This is a genomic window from Streptomyces sp. GDS52 (assembly GCF_052246875.1).
GTDB lineage: Bacteria > Actinomycetota > Actinomycetes > Streptomycetales > Streptomycetaceae > Streptomyces > Streptomyces cathayae.
The window spans coordinates 50,142-70,616 of the sequence record NZ_CM125966.1; the positions used below are offsets into that span (position 1 = coordinate 50,142).

Here is a 20,475-nt window from a genome sequence, read left to right on the forward strand (position 1 = left end):
ACATCCGGGAGCCTCACCGCATGCGACTTCCCGCACATCGCCGGTGCGACCGCGCACCCGACCGGTCACACGAACGAGTACAGGCACGCCGCCTGATCAGCGGCGACGGGTTTCCGAACGGCACAGGACATCAGGTGGTGGTGGGCCAGGTCCGCAGCAGAGCAGCGATCTTCCCGGCGGTGCAGGCCGGGTCCAGGAGCAGGTCCTTGAGGGCGACGGCGTCCGCGCGGGCGGGCTTGACGGTGATCCCGGCGGCCTCGAGGTACATGACGCCGGTGGCGGCGGCGACGGCCAGGTTGGAGCGCTCCAGCCAGCGGCACCGGCCCAGCGTGTGCACCAGAGCGGCGGCCTTGGCGTAAGGGCCGTCGTAGACGGCCTGCTCGAACAGCTCGGCCCGGTGGCGGGCGACCGCCGAGACCGGGACGCCGTAGTCGTCGGGGGCCGGATCGTTGACCCCGGCGGCCTCGGCGACCTGCAGGACCCAGGGAACGTCGATGTACGGATCCATCAGGCCGCGCGCGCTCCCTGAGACGTGTGCCGGGCGTCTTCGGCTTCGTCGAAGAGTGCCTGGTGTTCGGTCAGGAAGCGGGCGGCGGCGTCCACCGCGCGGGCGCGCAGGCCGCTGGTGTCGTCCTGTACCAGCCGGGCGAGGTAGTCGCCGATGCTCAGTCCCAGGTCGGCGGCGCGTTTCTTGGCGAGTTCCGCGACGTCCTCGTCCACACGGGCACCCAGTTGTGTCTTTGCCATACCCGCATGGTAACAGCTGTTACCGCACCGTTCGGGCAATCGTGCCGGAGCGGCGGCCCCGCCTGAGGTCCCCCCCCCCGTTGCCCGGGGGGTGATCAGCTGGTCAGAACAGGTTGGCGGGGTTTCAGGTTCGCTCGTTCGACCGCCGGCTGCTCGATGCCCGCTGCGCTGTCTTCTTCGCGTGGGCCGCCGCGTCTGCCACCGTGCGGTCCGGGTGGTGGGCGTGCAGGGTGTCCAGGATGCGCAGCGACGTGCCCGGGTCCGCCTCGGCCAGGGCGTCGACGAGGGCTGCGGCGCCGCCGGGCCAGGCGGCGGCGGCCGTGTCGAAGGCGGGGAGCAGGGTCGTCGGCGGGGTGTCGGCCGCGGCCGGGGTGACCGTCTCGTCCGTGGCGTGCCGGCGCTTCATATGGCCGAGCATGTCGTCGGTCCAGCGCTGGTCCAGCTCTTCGACGAGCACCGTGGCGCGGGCGGTGAGGGGGACCGTGTCCTCGGGGACGGACTCCCCCCGGGCCAGCAGCAGCCCGCGGGCGGCGGCCCCGGTCACCGGGTCGGTGAGCGCGGCGCGCAGCACCGTGTCGGGGATCGCCGCGACATCGAGGCGGGCGAAGTACTCGGACGTGCGGGCGGCGTCGGCCTCGTCGGCCTTGGCCGCGGAGACGGCGTCGAGCAGTTCGCCCCATGCCTCGTCCGTTCCACCGCGGTGCGCGGCCCACGCGGCAAGCGTGGCGGCGGCGATCCGGGTGGGCCACTGGCGGGTGGCGGCCACGGTCTCGGCCGCGTTCCACTCCGCCACGGTTTCCTGGTCGGGGGCGGCCACATGGCCGGCGGTGAGTACGTGGCGCATGACGGCGGCGCCGAGCGGGGTGAGCCCGTAGGTGTCGCCGGTACGGAAGACGCAGCCGGTGGCGGCCAGTTGGTCCACGAGCGATGCCAGTCCGCCTGCGGGGGCGTCGAGTTCGGCGCGGTCGGCGTCCGTGACGGCGGGCAGCCCGAGGAGTGCGGACAGCTCCTCGGGCGACGGGAGCGCGTAGGCGTCGGGGGCGTTGCGCGACACGGGCGTCGGAGCGTCCTCCAGTTCGGGCGGCAGACCGTCGGACTTCGCGTCGGCGATCTTGCGGGCGACCGAGTCGGGGGTGCTGCCGCGTTCGTACAGCGAGTAGAGGAGGTGCGCCGCGTCGAACGAGTACGCCTCCTGCGGGCCGGTGACCGGCGGCAGCCGTTCGGCCTGGGCGGCCAGGACGTCGGCGGCCAGCTCGAGCAGCTCCTGCGGGGTGCCCTCGGCCCACACGGCGGTGGCGGGGCCGGGCAGGCCGCAGCGTTCCGCGACGTCGCGCAGCTCGTCGTCGAAGGTCCCGGCCGCGAGCGCCGCGGGGAGCGGGGCGGCGTGCAGCAGGTCCCGGATCTCGTCGGGCGACGGGACGGCCAGCGGGGGCGGCAGCGGGACGGACGCGTCGCCGTAGTAGTCGAGGTGTTCGTCGAGCATGCGGTCGGCGAGCGTGACGTGCGGCATCGTCTCCGGGGCGGGGGCGAGTGCGGCGTGCCGGGCGGCGAACGCCTCGGCGAGTCCCGCAGCGGTCCACCGGTCGGTCAACGCATCGGCGATGCGCTCCAGTTCACTGCTGAGCGCGTCGTCGGGGCGTCGGTCGTCCAGCGGCGGTGTGGGCAGCAGCGGGCCCGCCGGTGATGCCTCGCGGGTGTCGCGGGCGAACGCGGCGAGCAGCGCCTCGCCGAGACGGATCCGCACGGCGAACGTCCGTTCCGCGAGGTCGGAACGGTGCAGCGGCTCGGGCGGGACCGGCCGGTCGGCGTGCGGTGTGTTCTCGTGGGCGTCGAGCCAGGCCCCCACGGCGGCGGGGTCGTCCGGGTCGACCCCGTCGGCGGTCAGCAGCGACGCGTACCAGCGGTGCCAGGTCAGGTTCGCCGGGTCCGCCATGGCGCGGCGGAAGCCGGGCACGGCGTCCTCGGCGGCGGCGAGCAGGCGCGCGTGACGCTTGGCGTTGAGCCGGCCCGCTGCCCGGACCCGGTCGGCGAGGGTGCCGAGGACGCCGGGCAGGGCGTCCAGCTCGTCGTCGCCGGCGCACAGCAGCTGCGGCAGGTCCTCGTGCAGCACCTGCCGCAGCAGGCCGGGGGTCGGCTCCGGCACACCCGCCCTGCGGTCCGCTCCGCGCAGCGCGAGCATCGTCAGCACAGCGTCCGTGAGGCGCACCGGCAGTGCGACGCCTCTCTCCCCCGTCGCCCAGCTGAGGAAGTCGTCGCGGCCGGTGTTCAAGGCGTTCGTACGAGTCACTCGTGGAGCGTATGAGTGCGGGCGGCCCCGGTGATCCTTCCGGGCCCGGGGTTAGCCCGATCGAGCGAGTGATACGTCTGTGCGGCCCGCTCCCCGGCACACCGGGCGGAGCGGCGACGGGGCCGGTCGGGGGACGGAACCGGCAGGGGCGGGCGAGGTGGGGCGGGTCGGGGCGGGATTCGCGTGGTGGCGCTGATGAGCCTGGACCCGACCGGCAAGAGCCGCAGGCGGGGGCCATCCTGTACAAACTGTTGTACGTACTTGCCTCCCGATCACGTAGAGGTCACTCATGCCTGCCCAGCAGCCGGGTCCTGCCGTTGCCGACGTGCCGCTCCTGGTCCCGCCACGCCACGACAGCGGTGGAACCACAAGCGCTCCCCGCGATGACGTCCCGGCTCCAGGGGAGATCGACCCGTCGGTCTGGCGTGTTGTCGGTGATCCGCTGGTCGCGGCGCCCACGGGGGGCGTGTTGTCCGGCTCCCGGGTAGCGGTGAAGGACCTCTTCGCCGTCGCCGGCCATGCGATCGGGGCGGGAAATCCGGCATGGCTGCGCGAGGCGCCGATCGAGTCCGCCCACGCCGCGGCCGTCCAGGCCCTGCTGCAGGCAGGGGCGGACGTCACCGGTATCGCACGGACCGACGAGCTGGCCTACGGCCTGTCCGGGCTCAACACGCACTACGGGATGCCACCGAATCCCGCGGCGCCCGGGCGGGTCCCCGGAGGGTCCTCGAGCGGCTCGGCCAGCGCCGTCGCCCTGGGGCTGGCCGACATCGGTCTGGGCACCGACACGGCGGGCTCGGTGCGGGTGCCGACCTCCTACTGCGGGCTGTACAGCCTGCGGCCGTCACACGGTCTGGTCCCGGACACCGGCCAGATCGGTCTCGCACCCTCGTTCGACACCGTGAGCTGGATCACCCGAACACCGCAACTGCTCAGCCGGGTGTCCGACGTGCTCCTTCCGCGGCGACCCGCTCAGCCGATCAAACGGCTGCTCCTGGCCACGGACCTGTTCGACCTGGTGGACCCGGCACTGCGTCTGCCGCTGCACGACGCGGCCCACGCGTGGGCGGACCGGCTGGCCGTCCCGCTGCAGCCGAGGAGCAGCACCTGCGCCGCACATCTCGAGGAGTGGGCGGAGGCGCTGGGTGTCCTCCAGGCCGTGGAGATGTGGCAGCTGCACGGCAGCTGGCTGCAGGCGCACCGCGAGGCCGTCTCGCCCCTCGTCGCAGACGCCATCGCTGCGGGCGAGGGCATGCCGGCCGAATACCTCGCGTGGGCCCGGGACACCGTGAGCCAGGCACGGAGCACACTCGCCGAACTGATCCCGCCCGGAACCGCGCTCGTACAGCCGGCGGCCCCGACGGCGGCTCCCCCGCCCGGCCCGGCCGTCACCGGCATGGCACTGCGTACCGCGACCGTGCAGCTGATCTGCGCTGCAAGCGTGGCGGGCCTGCCGGTCCTGACCCTGCCCGGAGTGCAGAGCCCGGCCGGCCCCGTCGGGCTCAGTCTCGTCGCGACCGCCGGAAGCGATCGCGCCCTGACCGCCGCACTCGCCGATCACACCGCCGACTCCGCGGCTCTGGCACCGTCCTGACCCCGTCCTGCCCCCTGCCCGCCTCCCTGCCGGAGGCGGGAAGTGCTGCCCCGACGACCACCTCGGCCAGCAACGTCGTCCTTGCCGAGAACGTCATCCGTCCGGCCCGGCAGCCGGTACGGCAGCGCCACCGGGAACGCCCGGTCGCTCGGGCTGAACCCCACCTTCTCCTCACCGAGTTGGCGCTCCGGCACCGACAGCCGGTGGCGCAGGGTGAGGAGCTCCACGTCCGTGTCCCGATCGCTCATCGGCAGCAGGCGCAGCAGGGCGAACGCGTTCGCCCTGCCCAGGTGGGCCGGTCGCAGCAGCACGGTTGGTCATCCTGTCGCGTCGGTCGACAGCCGCGCGACGGCGCAGACCCGACCGACCGCGCTCGACACCCCGTACACCCCCACACCCACTCCGACCAGCGCGGATGAGGTCACCGGCAAGCGCAGGTCCAGGTGTCAGGCTCGCGTCTGACTCGTTGCCCCTGCCGTGGGTCGGGGAAACTTCGGCGTCCTCAAGCCCCGCAGACCCGCAGACCCGCTGGGATGTTCCCCAACCGCCACTCGCGGCACTCCTGGGAACCTCCGGGGCGCCGATCGGGGCGCCGTCCGCGAGGCCACCCGAGTCCTTCAGCTCCTCGACCGCACCATTCCCGCCGGCGCCATCACCGTGACCACGGCCGACCGACTCGCCGCCATCGCCGACCACACGCTGGGCCGATGAACCCGTGCCCGGAACCGAGGAGTTGTTTTTCGACAGCCTCCCCCCGGCCCGTCAGGCGGATGCCTGTCCGCTGATTTCCGCCAGCAACTCCAGCGACCTCAGCCATGCCTTCCTGTCGATGGCCGAGGACACGATGATCAGCTCGTCCGCCTGGGCGAGCTCGGTGAAGCGGTCCAGGTAATCCCTGACCTCGGCGGGGTTGCCGACGGCGGTGTACTGGAACATGTGCAGAACCTGCTGTCCGGCGGGGGTCTCGAGGATCATGTCCGCCTCCTCCGGCGTGAACGTCCGGCCGCCTCGCCCGAGCATCTGGGTCACGCGGTGGCGCTTCGTGGCGTGGAGATGTTCCTGGGCGTCTTCCGTCGTGTCCGCCGCGATGACGTTGACGCCGGCGATGACGTACGGCTTGTCCAGTTGCGCCGACGGCTGGAATTCGCGCCGGTAGAGGGCGACGGCGTCCCGCAGTGCGTCCGGGGCGAAGTGGGAGGCGAAGGAGTACGGAAGCCCGAGTACGGCGGCGAGCTTCGCACCGAACAGGGACGAACCGAGAATGTACAACGGCACGTCGGTGCCCTTGCCCGGTGTGGCGTCGACACCTGGGATGCGGGACTCACCTGCCAGGTAGCCCTGCAGCTCCAGCACGTCCTGCGGGAAGGTGTCCGCCGACCCGGGGTCTCGGCGCAGCGCACGCATCGTCTGCTGGTCGCTGCCCGGCGCCCGGCCCAGGCCCAGGTCGATGCGGCCGGGATGCAGCGTCGCCAGGGTTCCGAACTGTTCGGCGATCGGCAGCGGTGCGTGATTGGGCAGCATGATGCCGCCGGCGCCGAGGCGGATGGTCCGCGTATGCGCGGCGATGTGCGCGATGAGCACGCTGGTCGCCGAGGACGCGATGGTCGGCATGTTGTGGTGTTCCGCGTACCAGATCCGCCGGTAGCCCCACTCCTCGGCGTGCTGGGCCATGGTCACGCTGGCCTGGAAACTGTCAGCGGCGGTTTCGCCCTCGCCGATCTGCGCCAGGTCGAGAATGGAGAGCGGGACAGTCACGGGTAGCAGACCTCTCGGAGGGACAGACACCGGTACGCGGCGCGGGCACGCCGACCGTGCCCGTATCCGGGAACACTGACGAGGCCCGGGATATTTCGGCGCCCCTGTCCACCGGCCCGCCGGGGGCATCGAGCGGTAAGCCGGTCGCTACCGCGGGGACGGTGGCGGAAAGGGGACGGTCACGTCCGGGATGCGCTCGAAGGGGACGGACAGGATGACGACGTCCTTGCCCCGGACGGCGTCCTCCGCGGTCGCCGCGCGCCCCGAATTCCCGCACGGCGGCGCCGCCGGTCTCAGGGTCCCGGGAGTTCGCCACATGCACCTCGCGTGTCCACCGGCGCCGGATGTGCGCGTCGGCGTCATCCCGATCACCCTGCGCCGATGACGCCGAGTTGCGTGTCTGTCCTTCCGCGGTTCACCGGTCTCCAACGGAGGCGGCGAGGCGCGCGGGCAGGGCCGCGAGCGCACTCCGCAGGTCCTCGAGGTGGGTGGCAGTCCGTTGCCGGAGGAAGCGGAGGGTGGTCCACTCCACCGTGGGGAGCGCGTCGCCGCCGTACCGGGGGCACCGGTACCCGGCCGAGGTCATCTCCCCCTGCGTGTGGCTGTACGTCCGCTTCCCGTTGTCGTTCCCCGATGAAGGGCTTCCGCGCAGTCGGCAGAACCCAGAAATCCCCGTCCGCGTTCGGCCAGGTCTCACCGCGCTTCCGGCCCCGCCGCCACCGGATGACCGCTACCGGCTACCGCACCGAGATGCGCCACCGCTTCGCCATCCGGGGCCAGATCACCAGCACTGTCGGCCGGCCCGCCACGGCCTGGACCCAGGCCCGTACCGCGGGCCCCACCATGCCATGACACACCGTCAGGCACCTGCGAACCCAACAACGTGACAGCACCCGACGGTGCGGGCGCGCATCACGGTGCCGTGGACACGCCGACGGCGCCGTGACGACCGGGGTCCTGCGCCGGTGCGACCGAGACTGGTCCCGGAGCGGATGCGTCCCGTGCGCTTCGGTGGTGCACGGGAAACCGAGTCAGCCGCGGAACGCGACGACGATGGGACGGATGCCATGCCTCTCGAGGGCGAGTACGAACCCAGTCCGACACAGTGGGTGCGCGAGCAGGTGGAGCTGTACGAGAACTCCGGCGGAACGCAGGGAACGACTCTGCGGGACACCGGCCTGCCCGTAGTCCTGCTGACCAGCCGGGGCGCCAGAAGCGGCAAGCTGCGCAAGTCCCCGCTGATGCGGGTCGAGCACGAGGGGCGCTATGCGGTGGTGGCCTCACTGGGCGGAGCGCCCAGGCACCCGGTCTGGTACCACAATCTCAAGGCCCATCCGCAGGTCGAACTCCGGGACGGACCGGTGCGGCAGGACATGACAGCTCGCGAGGTGACCGGGGCGGAGAAGACCGACTGGTGGGAGCGAGCCGTCGCGGCTTTCCCTCCCTACGCCGAGTACCAGGAGAAAACGGACCGGGAGATCCCCGTGTTCGTGCTGGAGGCGAGGGAGGAGTGAAGCGACGGTGACCCGGCCGGCGGGGCGCTCGCGCGCACCGGAGACACTTTCTTCGGCCCGGTGCGCATGAACAACCACCGGCGGCTGGGCGCGCGTGCCTCAGGCTCCGCCGCGCTCCCCCTCGCGGCGGGCTCTCCCCTGCCTCCCGCGCCTCCGGGGCGTTCCGGTCGGTGACGTCGAGGAGGACCTGCGCCGCCTCGGGGACCGCGCCGCCGATGGACCGTTCGAGCGGACGGCGGCTTCCTCCACCCGCTCGCGGTCCAGGCCAGTTGCTGGACAGATGGTGCCCGGACATTCAGGGAGGCTTCTGTGCCCCGCAGTTACCCGGCCGAGTTCCGGCACAAGGTCCTCGATCCCGTCGAAGCCGACCGACCGATCCGGCAGAGCCCGCGCCCAAGCCGAAGGCTGGGCCGGTGAGATCGAAGGGCTCGACCTCACCCTCCGACTCCTCGACGCCAAGCGCGACGACACCCACCGTCGCACCCGACGCCCCGTCGTCGACCTCGGCATCCCCACCTCAAGAACCACAGGAGCCCTACGACTGGCTGGAGCCCGTCTGGCAAATGACCACAGGGCGGGCTCGTGGAGCCATAGGATCAAGAAGCTGGAACAGCTCCGGCATGGTGGCGGTCGGTCGGCCTGTCGAGCCGCGTGGCGATCGCACGGAGCTGCTCGCCCCACAGTCCTGCTGCGCTCAGCGACCGAACTCATCGTCGCGGGCGTAGCGGGTGGGCGCCGCAACCAGCCGTGCCGGTGTTTGGATGAGGGCCGCGCTCGGTGGCGCCGCAGAAAGCATGGGAAGGCTGGGGCTGCCCCTGGCCGCGCAGGGCCCGGACACGGAGCGCCCTCGACCCGGTCCCGGCGTGCACCGCGCTCTGGATGCCTGACACATCTGACGCTTTTGCCATGCACCCGTTGAGCAGGTGGAGGGAAGCCCGCACGTGTCGGCGGGCGTCCGATGGGAGCCCGCGCATGCGGGCGGGCGGGGAAAAGGACGATGACGTATCGACGTGCGCTCGCGCCCGCGGTCGTCGGGGCGCTCTTGCCGGCGGGGCTGCTGCGGTGGGCGGGGAGCAGTGCCCACGCACTCAGCCCGCCCGGCGCCACCCACCTCCTGCGCGCCCTGCTCGTTCTGACGAATCTCGAAGTCAACCACCGACAAACGATCTACATCTCAGACCGTCGCCCACGACCAGCGTGAGCGCCCCGGAAGACGCTCATACCAGCCCTTTGACCTGCGATTTCAAGTTGGCGGAGGCTCAGTGCGGTCGCCTGTCCGGCGGTGTACATGTCGCTGAACAGATGGGCCCCGTCCAGCGGCCCATGCGCCTGGGCAGGCGGTGAGCGTGCTGGGATCGTTCCTCCTCAACACCTGTCTCACCTGCCTCACCTGCCGGACCGAACCGACCTGGCAGGCGTTCGTCCGTTACCCGCTGTCGCAGCGGCGCCGGCCTCTCGGCCGCCGGTGGACTGCTCCACTTCGCCGTCGACCATTTGGGCACGGACAAGAATATTGCCGCCCTGGCTGCGGGAACCCTCGTCACACCGTTGTCCTCCTGCTCACCCGGTGGGCCATCACCTCCAAGACGGCGTCGCACGACAGGTGCCGGACGATTTCGGACAGCGTGCGGACGAGTCCGACGCCGCCTGAGGACCGCCGTCACCCCGGACGGTGGTCGGTTTGCCCGACCGATCGATGAAAGGCAGTACCACGCATGGTCTTCGACGGGCCCGGAACCACGGACCCCGAGCAGTCGAACAAGGCCGGTGAGCCCACCCGGAGACAACGCACCCGACCCGAACGACCGTGGGCGCAGCACTGGGCTGCGGTTTTCTCCCTGGTGCCTCTCGGGCTGCTCGCCGCGGCCATGTGGTTCGGGCGCTGGGTCCGGCCCAGTGGGGATGAGTGGTGCTTTTTGCCCGTGGTGCGCGACGGCGGTCTCACCGGCATGCTCGAAAAGTTCTACGTCCATGACAACGGGCGGGTCGCGAATGCCCTGCTGGTCTGGGCCTACGCGCGTTTCGGTGTTCCCGGACACCAGTGGTTCGCGCTGATCAGCGGCCTCGTGGTGGTGGGCGTCCTGTGGGCCGTGACCCTCGCGGCCGTGCGCCGGGCCGGCGTGACTGTGCCACGGGGGGTGCCGCTCCTGGTGGCGTCCATGGTGACGGTCCTCTTCCTCTTCGCGTCCCCCAACACCTACAAGACCTTCTATTGGCCGGCGGCCTCGGTCTCGCACACCCTGGCACCCGTGCTGGCCGGCGCGGCGGTGATCCCGTTGCTCCGAGCGCGATCACGCACGACGAAGATCACTGCGCTGCTCGTCGTCTTCCTGACCGGCGTCTTCATCGGCACCCTCTCGGAGCAGAGCTCCGTCTGCGTGCTGGTCCTCCTGAGCGGCGTGCTGCTCCTCGGCCGCTGGATCGTCCCCGGACCCCGGCGAAGCTACGTACGGCTCTGGTGTCTCGTGGGAACCGCGGGAACGGTGATCGGTACCTTGGTGCTCGTCACGTCTCCGGGGTCACGCAACCGACGGCATGGTCGCGATGCGGGGATGGCGTCCCTACTCGCTCCCGAATCCCTGATTGGGGCCGCCAAGGGCTTCGTCCGAATCCTCGAAACCCTCCTCACCACCTGGCCGTACGCGGGGGCGGTCGCGGTCGGCGTCCTGCTGGGCGCGCTCGCCACGAGGGCGGGCAGCGGCACAGCCCCGTTGGTGAAACACCTCTTGCTGACGAACGCCGCCATCCTCGCGTTCCTGCTCTCCGGCTACCTCTGCACCCTCGCCGCCTATCCCGTCTTCGGCCCGGCAGTGGCGACCTCCACCCGGTTGTGGAACGACTTCCGGTTCCTCTACATCCTGCTGCTCCTCGGCATCGGCGTGCTCCTGGGGCACCGACTGCGACGACGTACCCTGCACCCCGTGGCTCTGGTGGTGGCCGGCACGGCCGTCTGCGGCCTGGTGTGCGTCGTGTCCGCTCTCTCCCTCCACCAGCTTGAACACACCATGCGGATGCGAGCACATCAATGGGACCGCCAGGACCAGTGGCTCCGCACCCAGGCGGAGCGTGGTGCCCGGGAACTGCCGTACCGGCCCACACCGATCAGCAAGATGACGGAGCCCTTGGACGGGGGCTGGCCCAGCCGCTGTGTGGCGAGGTACTACCACCTGGATCGCATCACCCCCGCACGGGTGTTCCCCTGGCAGTGACGCCTTCCTCGGCCACAGCCCCGCGGGGAGCACGGACCGAACCGGAGCGGAGTACCGTGAAGCGGAAGGCGAGCGACAGGGACCGCCCGGTCGCCCCGGCCCAGGCGGCTGTCCGGGGCAGGTCAGGAGCAGCCTTCACCGTGCCGGACGGGATCACCGATGTCCACGACATGGCCGCGGGACTGGTGGGACAGGGCGTGGCTGTCCCGGGTCCGCTCCAGGCCACTACGTCCGGGGCCACCGGTGAGAAGTCTCCCGGGCCGCAGGCCCTTTGTCCGATACGGCTGCTCCCCTGCTCGGGGGCGGGGCCCGGCTGGCCTCCTGGGTTCCCGTCCGCGTAGGAGGTGCACCCGATATGGATGCGGAACGTGCCCGTCGCATGGTGGAACTGCTGCGTGCCCGTGGTGTGATGGCCCATCTCGTGGAGGCAGGAGTCTACGAGTTCGGAATCCGCGTGGTCCTCGATGAGGGGGTCGAAGCACTCTGGGACATCGGCGGAGTGGCGGGGCTGGATGCGGAGATCGTCGACGAGGGGGTCCTCATCGGCTTCGTCCCCCATGTCCCCGGCTCCGAGAACTACACCGAACAGCAACTCGTGGACAGCATCGCGACAACAGACTACTCGTTGGAAGGACTGCACCCACCGACAGACGGCCCACCCGGTGCACCTCCTCCCGAGCCGGGTTCCCCAGCCGGTGGTGACCTCCCGTACCCCGATGCGCCGCCCCCGGGGGCGCCCCCAATCCGCCGCGACCAGCGCCGTGCCCACTGGATCCGGCGGGGCCGGCGATGACGGTGCCCGAGAGGGGTGACCACAGGACCGTTCCGGGCCGGCCTGCGCAGGAGTGGGACGCTCCGGTCGTTGTCCGTACCTCCAGGCTGACGAAGGGGTACCCGGACACGGACCTCCTGGCTGTTGACGGGACCGGACGCACCGTGCGGCGGGGTGAGGTCCTCAGCCCGTGGGGCCAACGGCGTCGGCAGGACCACTCGGGGAGCCGTCGCACCGCTGCATCGATGGCCCAGCGGCTACCGCACAGTCGGCCTTGAGGCGGACGTACCGGAGGAGAACCCCGCCGCCGTCGTCGTCGAAGGAGAAATCGTCGGCTCTTCAACGGGCTGTTCCGGCTTCTTTCCGTCGTGCGGCAGTGACGGGCCGACGGGGACCCGGCGTGACCGGGGCCGGCTTCGGCTCGGCCGGCCGGTCGGCGCATGCACGTCCGTCTCAGGCCGAGCCGTAGACCTCGCGCACGTTGTCACGGGGTGCCGGCCTGGTCCCGGCGGCCGGTCCCTCCGCGAAGGCCCGGAGCAGGTTCTCGGTGGTACGGGTCACGAAGGCTCCGGTGCGCGCGTCCATGCCGTGGTTGCGGCCGTTCTCCCCCGTCCCGGCCATCAGGCCCTCGACCCATCGCATCGTCCCGGACGCGAAGACCCCGGCCCCGCTCGGCATCGTGTAGTACGCCGAATCGGAGTGGCTTCTCCTCCCGTTGCAGACCAGCGGGGAGTGGGCGACGATCTCGATCGGCGCGTCCGGAAGCGATCCCGGGGTGACACGGTCGTATTCGACGCCGACGAGATGGGTGAAGGAGTCACCCCGCTTGACTCCGGTGCCCGCGAAGAGCCAGTGATCGGCGTTGTGGACGACATAGGGGGCGTTCACGGGATAGCCCTCGTAGAGGACTCCCGTCAAGGACGATTCCGGGTCGGGCTCGGGTGCCTGGCGGAAGTCGGTGGTCACCAGGGCGCCGTGGCGGGGATACAGGAGATCGTGGCGGTGGTCGGTCTTGTAGCAGACCACGGTGCGGTCCCCTTCCTCGAGCCTGATCCGTCGAAAGCAGGTGTTCGCGCCGAGGAAGGCCAGATTGGTTCCGGCGTCGCGGGCCCGGGTCATGGACTGCCGCTGCTGGGGTGTCCAGTATTCGTCGTGGCCGAGCGTGACCGCGGACACGACACCCCGCAGCACCGCCGGGTCTCGGTGGATGTCGACGCCGGTGGTGTACGCCAGCGGTATGCCCAGCCGCTCCGCGAGGACGACCACGGCCCGCTCGTGCACCAGGAACTTCTCGGCTCCGTCGCTGTCGTAGGGCCGGGCGAAGGAGACGGCCAGGGCACGCATTCCGTACGACCCGTCGTCGCCCTCGTAAAGGCTGTAGCCGCCCCACAGGTTGTACGCCTGCCAGGTCGCCGGCGCATGGATCAGCAGGGTCCTCCCCCTGGCGGTCGCCGAGCGGACGATCAGAGGGACGTACCGCTGGTGGCCGCTCGAAGCGTCCAGCCGCAGCAGGTAGGCGCCCTCCGGCCAGCCCTCGGTGCGCACCTCGGCCGTCCGCTCCCATCCGGCTCGCACCGTACGCGTGGCGGAGAGCAGGTGCGACGCAGCCTGGACCCGGCCGTCCATCGTTTCGGAGCGCCAGACCAGCCTGGCCTGTGCACCGCCGTACCAGCCGACCCGGTACGCCGAAACGCGGAAAACGGGGGAGGTGGTCGAGACGTACAGCCCGAACCCTTCTCCCGGCAGGACACTCGACTTGTCGGTGTAGCCGACGACGTCCTCGGGCCGGCCCATCGCGCGCAGACGCCAGTCGGGGTCGCCATGCCGGGAACGCTCGGACGGCCCGGTCGAAGCCCCGGGATCCCCGCCCGCCGGTGCGTCGCAGCCGCTCAGCGCCGTACCGGCGGCGCAGGCACCTGCCCCGGCGACGGCTCCCAGAAAACGTCTGCGACTCAGCGCGGTCCCGGGACTGTCGGTCTCGTCTTCGAGGTGCTCCGTATTTCCGTCCATACCGTCCATACCGTCCGTCGCGTCCGTCGCGTCCGTCGAACCGCCCAGAGAGACGTGCACAGATCCGTACCACGTGCGTGAAGGGCTGTGCTCTTGTCGCCATCGTGGACGAGTCCACGACCTCCGGCATTTCCATGGACCCGAAAGCTCCCAGGACGGTCGGCATCGCGACTGCGGCATATGTCGCTGCTCCCCCGGGCCGGTACGCCGTCACGGGGTGCCGATCAGCCCGACTGCTCAGGCCCTTGTGGGCGCGGTGCTCGGCCGAGGGCATGGCCTCGCGGTGCGCCGCTGTTCCGCCCTTCGTCGAGCGTTGCCGACGTGGTCAGATTTTCCGGAGCGAACGGTGCGGTGCGGTCAGCGGAAGACGCCGGTGTGGCCGAGCGAGTAACGGCCGGGCTGCGGGAAGACAGCCAGCCCGTGAGGTCCGTCGCCGACCGGGATCCTGGCCAACTGCTTGCCGCTGGTGGTGTCGATCGCGTACACCTCGGCGTCGTAACGCCCGGACAGCCACAGCACCTTGCCGTCCGCGGACACTCCGCCCATGTCGGGGCTGCCGCCGTCGGGCAGGTGCCACTTCTCGGTCAGCTTGTCGGCTGCGAAGTCGAAGACGGAGACCGATCCCTCGTCCCGGTTGGTGACGTACATCCGTCTGGAGTCGCGGCTGATGTAGAGCCCGTGGCAGCCCTTGCCAGTGGGCAGCAGTTTCGGGGCGGTGAACTTCTCGGCGTCGAGCACCCACATGCCGTGCGCCATCATGTCGGCGATGTAGAAGGTCTTGCCGTCCGGCGAGAGCTTGACGTCCTGTGGCATCGCACCCTTCATCGGCAGCTTCTGCTGCCCTACGACCTTCATCTTCTCCGTGTCGACCTTGAGGAGTTCGCCGGAGAACTCGCAGGAGACGATGAAGTACCGTCCGTCCGCCGTGAAGTCGGCATGGTTGACACCCGCGCAGCTCACCGGGACGGTCTTGGCCCGCTCCATGGTCTTCGGGTCACGGAAAACCAGTTCACGGTCCATCGAGGCCATGACGACGGCGTACTTGCCGTTCGGGGTGAAGTAGAGGTTGTACGGGTCGGAGACCTTTACGGTGCGGCCGGTCTTCCCGGTGGCCGGGTCGATGGCAGTGAGGCTGTCTCCGCGGTTGTTGTTGACCCAAAGGGTCTTCATGTCCCAGGACGGGACGACATGCTGCGGCTGGTTGCCGACGGGGAGGGTCTCGATGACCTTGTACGTCGACGGGTCGATCACCGACACCGTGTGGGAGCCGTTGTTGGGGACGTACACCCGGGACGGGAAGTCTTTGACCGCCGGTGCGAGCTTTCCCGCCCGGTCGGCCGCGTAGATGTCCTTCGGGTCGAGCACGGGTGGCATCCCGGGCAGTCCCTGCGGGGGATCGGCCCGCCCGGGCTCGGTCGGCGCCGTGGCCTCGGTGCGGGACTGCGCGGGTCGGCCTTCGTCGCCGGCGCAGGCGGCCAGTGCGGCGACGAGCACGCCCGCGAGCAGGGCGGTGGCGGTGGTGTGCGGGGAGGGAAGCATCAGGTCAGCAACTCCGTGGTCGTCACCGCGCGCAGTCGGCGCCGGCTGATTTCGGTGAGCAGGAGGGGCAGTGCGGCAACCGTGTCCGGGTAGCCGAAGTGCAGGCTGACCACGGACCCGTTACGCAGTTCGCCGGCGACCTTGCGGGTGACGGCGGTGACGCCCGGAGAGGTGAAGTCGAGGGAGTCCACGTCGTAGGAGAGGAGGTGTGGGTAACCGGCCCGGACGGCGAGGCGCTGGACGAGCGGGGTGGCGTACCGGGTACGCGACGGGCGGAACCAGGTGCCGATGGAGCCGGTGAGGCGGCGCAGGCGTTCGGCACAGCCGATGATCTCGGCGTACGCCCGCGTCTCGTCCATCGTGGAGATGTCGAGGTGGTTCTGGGTGTGGTTGCCGAGGTCGTGGCCACCGTCGAGGATCCGGCGGGCCATGGCGGGGTGGTCGTCGAGCCAGCTGCCGACGGCCAGGACGGTGAGCCGGGCTCCGGTCCGTTCGGCTTCGGCGAGGACGGTGCCGGCGAGGGCGGGGTCGCCCTGGCCGTGGAAGGTGAGGGCGACGCGGGCACGGTCACGGGGGCCGTACTCGATCTGGACCGGGCGGCCGGGGAAGCGGCGGGGCCCCTGTGCGGGGCGTACGGCACCCGGGGCTTTCCGCGCACCAGGAGGCGGGGCATCGTGGGCAGGGGAGGCAGGGGCGGTACCACGGTTGTCCGTACAGCCTGCGGTGAGTACGCCTGCCAGGAGCGCCCCGGCGCCCGAGCGCAGCGCGCTGCGGCGGTGCACCGGTGTCTCGCGACCGTTCATGCGCATACCGTAAGGCGGAATCATCGGAATATGCGCATTGAAGATTTCACCGCAGGGCAAATGAGGCATCCCATGAGACCCATGGTTACGCACCAAAAGCCAGGCAGGCGAGAGGACGCACCTGAGATTCATTTCCCATGCCAGCACAATCAGAAATAATTACCAGCTTCACGGCTTCGGCTTCGAGGTCCCCCCATCTGCCCTATTGATAAGAAACTCATGGGATTCTCGTCTTCGCCCCGGTTCCGGGCCCGGTGCAGCTTCACGATCAGCTCTCCCACCAGCCGCCGCGTCCTCACGGTCCCGCCCCGCCGCCGACGCGGCCACCGCCCGCAACCGCACGGCCTCCTGCGCCGACGGCGACAGACGCCGCGCGCCTCCCACCGGATCGCTCACACCACCCATGCCCCAGAACCCGAACCGTTTACGGCAGGGCCATGCGATCCGACGTGTGCGTCCCCCACCGGCGACGACACCATGTCCACCACGCCGCCCGACAAGGCCAAACGGGTCATCCGCAGGCGCGTAGTCGTGTGATTGCGTTCCTGGGCCGGTGAATACGGGTCGAATGCCTCTGGGAGTGCGGCCCCTGCCCGTGCCGGGGCCAACCGTCCCACCACCGTGCGGCGGAAAGGACCGCCCAGGCGTGCTCGGTCAGGAGACTGGTTTGGCGAGTCCTCAGCTTTCCGTGGTCGTACCGTGCTTCAACGAGGCCGCCGTCATCGAGAGGTTCCACGCGGCTGTCCGGAAGGTTCTCGGCCAGGTCGGCCTCGACTACGAGATCTGCTATGTGGACGACGGCAGTACCGACCGCACGCGGGACGTCATCGGCGGCCTCGGTGCCGGCGACCGACGCGTCAGATACACGGTGCTCAGCAGGAACTTCGGCAAGGAGGCCGCGATGCTCGCCGGCCTGCGCATGTCCCGGGGGCAGGCGGTGGTCCTCATCGACGCGGACCTCCAGCACCCCCCGGAACTCATCCCCCGGATGCTGGAACTCCACAAACGTGGGTACGACCAGGTGATCCCCCGGCGGACCCGCGACGGGGAGAGCATGACGCGCACCGTGCTGAGCCGCTGCTACTACGCTCTGGTGCGCCGCCTCATGGATGTGGAGGTACTCGACGGCGCCGGGGATTTCAGGCTGCTGTCACGCCAGGCGGTGGACACGGTGCTGTCGCTGCCGGAGACCAGCCGGTTCTCCAAGGGCATCTTCTCCTGGATCGGTTTCACGACGGTCACCTTCACCTACCGGAACGCCCAGCGGCTCGCCGGCAGCTCGAAGTGGGGAAGTCGCCGTCTGCTCAACTACGGCATCGACGGGCTGCTGTCCTTCAACAACCGACCCCTGCGGCTGGCCATCTACGCGGGCTTCTGGTGCTTTCTGGCCGCACTGGTCTACGCGGTGTGGGTGGCCTTCGACGTGGCGCTCCACGGGGCCGTCGTCCCCGGCTACACGACACTTCTGATGGCGGTGGTGGGGCTGGGCGGAATCCAGCTGATCACCCTGGGGATCATCGGTGAATACGTGGGCCGCATCTACCACGAGGTGAAACGCCGCCCTTCCTTCGTGATCCGGGAAACCGACGAGCACCCTGCCCCGGGGCCCCGCCCTCCGCACCCCGGATCGCTCACTCATTCGAAAGGCCGTCTCGCGACAACACGGCAGTTCACGACCTTCGTGTTGATCGGATTCGTCAACACCGCCGTATACCTGGCCGTCTACGCCACCCTGCACCTGTGGATCCCGTATCTCGCGGCGCATGTCATCGGGTATTCGGTCAGTACCGTCGGTTCCTTCCTGCTCAACTCCTGCCTCACCGTCCGGACCCGTCCGACCTGGCGCGCGTTTCTCCGCTATCCACTGTCCAGCGGATTCAACCTGGTGGCCTCCGGCGCGCTTCTCTACGTGGCCGTCAGCCGACTCGAAATGGACAAGAATGTCGCCGCCCTTGCCGCCGGAGTCCTCGTCACGCCGATCACCTTCCTACTCGTCCGCTGGGCCATCAACTCCGGCCGGCGGCCGACGGACCCTGCGGGTACCGTTCCGAACGGTCCAGCCCAGGCGGAACGGGAAGACCCCGCCCTCAGTTGACGCCGCTCGCCCGGATGCCGGGAAACACCCGGCGCCCGTGCGGCCCGTCGAGGAGACCGATACGGATGCGAGCGGACACGGGAGCAGGGGGAGCCCGACCCGCTCTTCCCTGCGCGCCGTCCCGGCGAGTACGGCCTTGCTGCCCCTCGTTCCGCTGGCGCTTTTCGGCGGAGCCTCATGGTTCGCACGGTGGGTACGCCCGAGCGCCGACGAGTGGTGCTTCCTGCCTCTCGTACGTGACGAAGGCTTCATGGCTCTGGTGGACCAGTTCTATTCCACGGGCAACGGACGGATCGCCAACGGCGTGCTCGTCGCCTCCTACGCCACGTTCGGCGTGACAGGCCAGCAGTGGTACGCGGGGATCAGCGCGGCCGTGATGCTGGTTCTGCTGTGGGCGTGGGCGGCGGCACTGCTGCGGCGCACCGGGTGGCGACTGCCCCGGGGCGTCCCGCTGTTCTCCGCGGCCACGGTCCTGGCCCTCTTCTGCTTCGCCTCCACGAACACGTACAAGACCTTCTTCTGGCCGGCCTCATCGATTTCCCACACCTTCCCGCCCGTGCTCGCGGTCGCGGCCACCATGCCGGCCCTGCTCGCGACCTCGCGGCGCGGAAAAGCCCTCGCCGTCCTGTTTGCGTGCGCCGTCGGAGCCGTCCTGGGCACGCTGTCGGAGGAGACCTCCGTGGTCGCCCTGGTGCTCCTCACCCTGGCTCTGCTGCTGGACCGCCGACTTTTCCCGGCCGGGCAGCTCGCCTTCGTACGGACCTGGTGCGCCGCCGCCGGCGCGGGCATCCTCATCGGCACCGCCGTGCTCCTCACCTCCCCCGGCTCACGGAATCGCCGCGCACGTCACCACGCGGATTCCATGTTCACGCCCGAATCAGTCTTCGCTTCGCTGCGGGAATACACGCAGGTCCTCCACACCCTGATGACGACCTGGCAGTACGTCGGCGCGATCGCCGTGGGCGTGTTGATCGGCGTCCTCGCCCGCCGCGCGGACGGGGGCGTCCCCCGGCCCGATCGCAGGGCACCGCTGCTTCTGGTATCCGGGGCGGCGGCTCTGCTGTTCTCCGGATACGCGTGCACGGTGATCGCCTATCCGGCGTTCGGCCCCTCGGTCGCGACCGCCAACAGGCTGTGGAACGACTACCTGTTCCCGCTGCTCCTCCTGCTCGTCGGCGCGGGCGGTCTCCTCGGGAACCTGGCGGTGCGGCACTACCGGCGCGGCGCGGTCCCGGTGGCCGCGGCCGCCGCGATCCTGTGCGTGTGCGTCACGGCCGTACTCGCCGTGTCCCTGCACGACCTGGAGTCGGACATGCGGGTGCGAGCCAGGGCCTGGGACAGCCAGGACCGCCTGCTCCGGGAGCGGGCCGCAGCGGGGGCCACGGTGCTGCCCTACAAGCCGCTCGTCGTCAGCAGCATGCTGGAACCGTTCGGCAGCGATGAGCGGCCATGGCCTGCCTCCTGTGTCGCTCGCTACTACCAGGTGGAGAAGGTCACGGACGGAACGGAACATCGAGGTCGGGGCGTTGCCCGAGCAGGCCCGCCACGGCCCGGCCCGCAAGAGGCTCCTCGGCACCGGCACCGGACAGACCCACTGGCCACGGACCTGAAGCGGTGACCCGCGAAGTGCGGCCCAGCGCAGGCCAGGGGCTACCCGCAGACGGGCGGCAGGGTCGGTCAGGTGGAACGGCTTGGACAGGCAGTCGATGGGCGGTCGGGAGGACGGCCGGGAAAAAGGACCTGTGGGCGCGCATCGCCCGGCACGCGTCCCGGTCGTCGACGTCGAGCAGACCGATACCGGGGACGGCGGAGATGCCGGAGGTGGCCGGACGCGGGGTGGGAGCGCGCCGTCCGGCGCGGGAACGGTGTCGACGTCCTCGTCGTAGTCCTCGCGGCAGCGCGTCACGCAGGGCGTGATCGTCCTCGACGACCAGGACACTCGGGCGGCCGAGGCCGGCGGTGGCGGGGGTGCGCACGGTCGACAGACCAGGAGCGGGCCGGGCCGCCGGGCCGCCCGCCCGCCTGCCTCAGCGTGAACACGGAGCCGGAACCCGGCCTCACCGCACCCGACACACCGTCAGGCACTCACGCGCCCCACAACGTGACAGCTCCCGGCCGCCGCCTTGGCCGGCCCGGTGCGCGGCGTCGAA

16 protein-coding genes and 1 pseudogene are annotated in these 20,475 nt (G+C 70.5%); 8 read left to right on the top strand and 9 right to left on the bottom strand.

Translation table 11 applies throughout. The features are described 5' to 3' along the window. Positions 1–130: 130 nt before the first annotated feature. The 3 genes from ACTWJ9_RS00235 to ACTWJ9_RS00245 form a co-directional block, all read right to left on the bottom strand. A complete protein-coding gene (locus ACTWJ9_RS00235) occupies positions 131–508 on the bottom strand; it encodes a fic family toxin-antitoxin system, toxin component (protein WP_279331954.1) in 378 nt (125 codons plus the stop codon). Further along, positions 508–747, bottom strand: a complete 240-nt coding sequence (locus tag ACTWJ9_RS00240; protein ID WP_279331955.1) for a hypothetical protein — start codon at positions 745–747, stop codon at positions 508–510. The genes ACTWJ9_RS00235 and ACTWJ9_RS00240 overlap by 1 nt, the downstream gene beginning before the upstream one ends. A gap of 124 nt (positions 748–871) precedes the next feature. Beyond that, on the bottom strand, positions 872–3,034 hold the full coding sequence (locus tag ACTWJ9_RS00245; RefSeq protein WP_443295012.1) for a hypothetical protein: 2,163 nt from the start codon (positions 3,032–3,034) through the stop codon (positions 872–874). A 466-nt stretch (positions 3,035–3,500) separates the two neighbouring features. On the opposite strand from ACTWJ9_RS00245, the gene ACTWJ9_RS00250 reads away from it, so the two are divergent. Further along, positions 3,501–4,628, top strand: coding sequence for an amidase family protein (locus ACTWJ9_RS00250; RefSeq protein WP_443295934.1), 1,128 nt, complete (start codon positions 3,501–3,503; stop codon positions 4,626–4,628). On the opposite strand, the gene ACTWJ9_RS00255 is transcribed toward ACTWJ9_RS00250, so the two are convergent. The 3 genes from ACTWJ9_RS00255 to ACTWJ9_RS00265 all read right to left on the bottom strand — a co-directional run bounded on the left by ACTWJ9_RS00255 (position 4,592) and on the right by ACTWJ9_RS00265 (position 6,746). Continuing rightward, positions 4,592–4,939 carry a hypothetical protein gene (locus ACTWJ9_RS00255; RefSeq protein ID WP_279331958.1) on the bottom strand — a complete coding sequence of 116 codons (348 nt, stop codon included), beginning with the start codon at positions 4,937–4,939 and terminating at the stop codon, positions 4,592–4,594. The genes ACTWJ9_RS00250 and ACTWJ9_RS00255 overlap by 37 nt on opposite strands. A 451-nt stretch (positions 4,940–5,390) precedes the next feature. After that, positions 5,391–6,383, bottom strand: coding sequence for an LLM class flavin-dependent oxidoreductase (locus ACTWJ9_RS00260; RefSeq protein WP_279331959.1), 993 nt, complete (start codon positions 6,381–6,383; stop codon positions 5,391–5,393). Positions 6,384–6,530: 147 nt separating this feature from the next. Then, complete coding sequence (locus tag ACTWJ9_RS00265) at positions 6,531–6,746, bottom strand: NAD(P)-binding domain-containing protein (protein ID WP_423836063.1); 216 nt, start codon at positions 6,744–6,746, stop codon at positions 6,531–6,533. Between the two features lie 170 nt (positions 6,747–6,916). Here ACTWJ9_RS00265 and ACTWJ9_RS00270 point away from each other — a divergent pair. The 5 genes and pseudogenes from ACTWJ9_RS00270 to ACTWJ9_RS00290 form a co-directional block, all read left to right on the top strand. Next, positions 6,917–7,018, top strand: a pseudogene (locus ACTWJ9_RS00270) (IS6 family transposase); the annotation flags it as partial. Next, positions 7,017–7,235, top strand: a complete 219-nt coding sequence (locus ACTWJ9_RS00275; RefSeq protein ID WP_341483650.1) for a hypothetical protein — start codon at positions 7,017–7,019, stop codon at positions 7,233–7,235. The pseudogene ACTWJ9_RS00270 and the gene ACTWJ9_RS00275, both read left to right, overlap by 2 nt. Before the next feature lie 215 nt (positions 7,236–7,450). Then, positions 7,451–7,897 (top strand): nitroreductase family deazaflavin-dependent oxidoreductase, encoded by a 447-nt coding sequence (locus ACTWJ9_RS00280; RefSeq protein WP_279331961.1) that lies wholly within the window; start codon positions 7,451–7,453, stop codon positions 7,895–7,897. 1,715 nt (positions 7,898–9,612) lie between these two features. Next, positions 9,613–11,106: a DUF6056 family protein gene (locus ACTWJ9_RS00285; RefSeq protein ID WP_387038590.1), complete on the top strand. Its 1,494-nt coding sequence runs from the start codon at positions 9,613–9,615 to the stop codon at positions 11,104–11,106. Positions 11,107–11,485: 379 nt separating this feature from the next. Beyond that, entirely contained in the window at positions 11,486–11,899 is a 414-nt protein-coding gene (locus ACTWJ9_RS00290) for a hypothetical protein (protein WP_387038588.1), read from the top strand. A gap of 432 nt (positions 11,900–12,331) precedes the next feature. Here ACTWJ9_RS00290 and ACTWJ9_RS00295 read toward each other — a convergent pair whose 3' ends face one another. From ACTWJ9_RS00295 to ACTWJ9_RS00305, 3 genes are all read right to left on the bottom strand, one after another. Beyond that, a complete protein-coding gene (locus tag ACTWJ9_RS00295) occupies positions 12,332–13,888 on the bottom strand; it encodes a N,N-dimethylformamidase beta subunit family domain-containing protein (RefSeq protein ID WP_387038586.1) in 1,557 nt (518 codons plus the stop codon). Positions 13,889–14,245: 357 nt separating this feature from the next. Next, complete coding sequence (locus tag ACTWJ9_RS00300) at positions 14,246–15,427, bottom strand: YVTN family beta-propeller repeat protein (protein ID WP_387038584.1); 1,182 nt, start codon at positions 15,425–15,427, stop codon at positions 14,246–14,248. Beyond that, entirely contained in the window at positions 15,427–16,230 is an 804-nt protein-coding gene (locus tag ACTWJ9_RS00305; protein ID WP_387038582.1) for a polysaccharide deacetylase family protein, read from the bottom strand. The genes ACTWJ9_RS00300 and ACTWJ9_RS00305 overlap by 1 nt, the downstream gene beginning before the upstream one ends. A 667-nt stretch (positions 16,231–16,897) precedes the next feature. On the opposite strand from ACTWJ9_RS00305, the gene ACTWJ9_RS00310 reads away from it, so the two are divergent. Next, complete coding sequence (locus ACTWJ9_RS00310; protein ID WP_279331967.1) at positions 16,898–18,325, top strand: glycosyltransferase; 1,428 nt, start codon at positions 16,898–16,900, stop codon at positions 18,323–18,325. Positions 18,326–18,575: 250 nt separating this feature from the next. Further along, positions 18,576–19,943 (top strand): DUF6056 family protein, encoded by a 1,368-nt coding sequence (locus tag ACTWJ9_RS00315; protein WP_387038580.1) that lies wholly within the window; start codon positions 18,576–18,578, stop codon positions 19,941–19,943. The last annotated feature ends 532 nt before the right edge of the window (positions 19,944–20,475 follow it).

What these genes read in the sequence shown, in the direction of transcription:
- ACTWJ9_RS00235 (WP_279331954.1), bottom strand. Translation starts at nt 508, where the DNA reads ATGGATCCGTACATCGACGTTCCCTGGGTCCTGCAGGTCGCCGAGGCC.
- ACTWJ9_RS00240 (WP_279331955.1), bottom strand. Translation starts at nt 747, where the DNA reads ATGGCAAAGACACAACTGGGTGCCCGTGTGGACGAGGACGTCGCGGAA.
- ACTWJ9_RS00265 (WP_423836063.1), bottom strand. Translation starts at nt 6,746, where the DNA reads ATGACGCCGACGCGCACATCCGGCGCCGGTGGACACGCGAGGTGCATG.
- ACTWJ9_RS00275 (WP_341483650.1), top strand. Translation starts at nt 7,017, where the DNA reads ATGAAGGGCTTCCGCGCAGTCGGCAGAACCCAGAAATCCCCGTCCGCG.
- ACTWJ9_RS00280 (WP_279331961.1), top strand. Translation starts at nt 7,451, where the DNA reads ATGCCTCTCGAGGGCGAGTACGAACCCAGTCCGACACAGTGGGTGCGC.
- ACTWJ9_RS00285 (WP_387038590.1), top strand. Translation starts at nt 9,613, where the DNA reads ATGGTCTTCGACGGGCCCGGAACCACGGACCCCGAGCAGTCGAACAAG.
- ACTWJ9_RS00290 (WP_387038588.1), top strand. Translation starts at nt 11,486, where the DNA reads ATGGTGGAACTGCTGCGTGCCCGTGGTGTGATGGCCCATCTCGTGGAG.
- ACTWJ9_RS00295 (WP_387038586.1), bottom strand. Translation starts at nt 13,888, where the DNA reads ATGGACGGAAATACGGAGCACCTCGAAGACGAGACCGACAGTCCCGGG.
- ACTWJ9_RS00300 (WP_387038584.1), bottom strand. Translation starts at nt 15,427, where the DNA reads ATGCTTCCCTCCCCGCACACCACCGCCACCGCCCTGCTCGCGGGCGTG.
- ACTWJ9_RS00305 (WP_387038582.1), bottom strand. Translation starts at nt 16,230, where the DNA reads ATGAACGGTCGCGAGACACCGGTGCACCGCCGCAGCGCGCTGCGCTCG.
- ACTWJ9_RS00315 (WP_387038580.1), top strand. Translation starts at nt 18,576, where the DNA reads ATGGCTCTGGTGGACCAGTTCTATTCCACGGGCAACGGACGGATCGCC.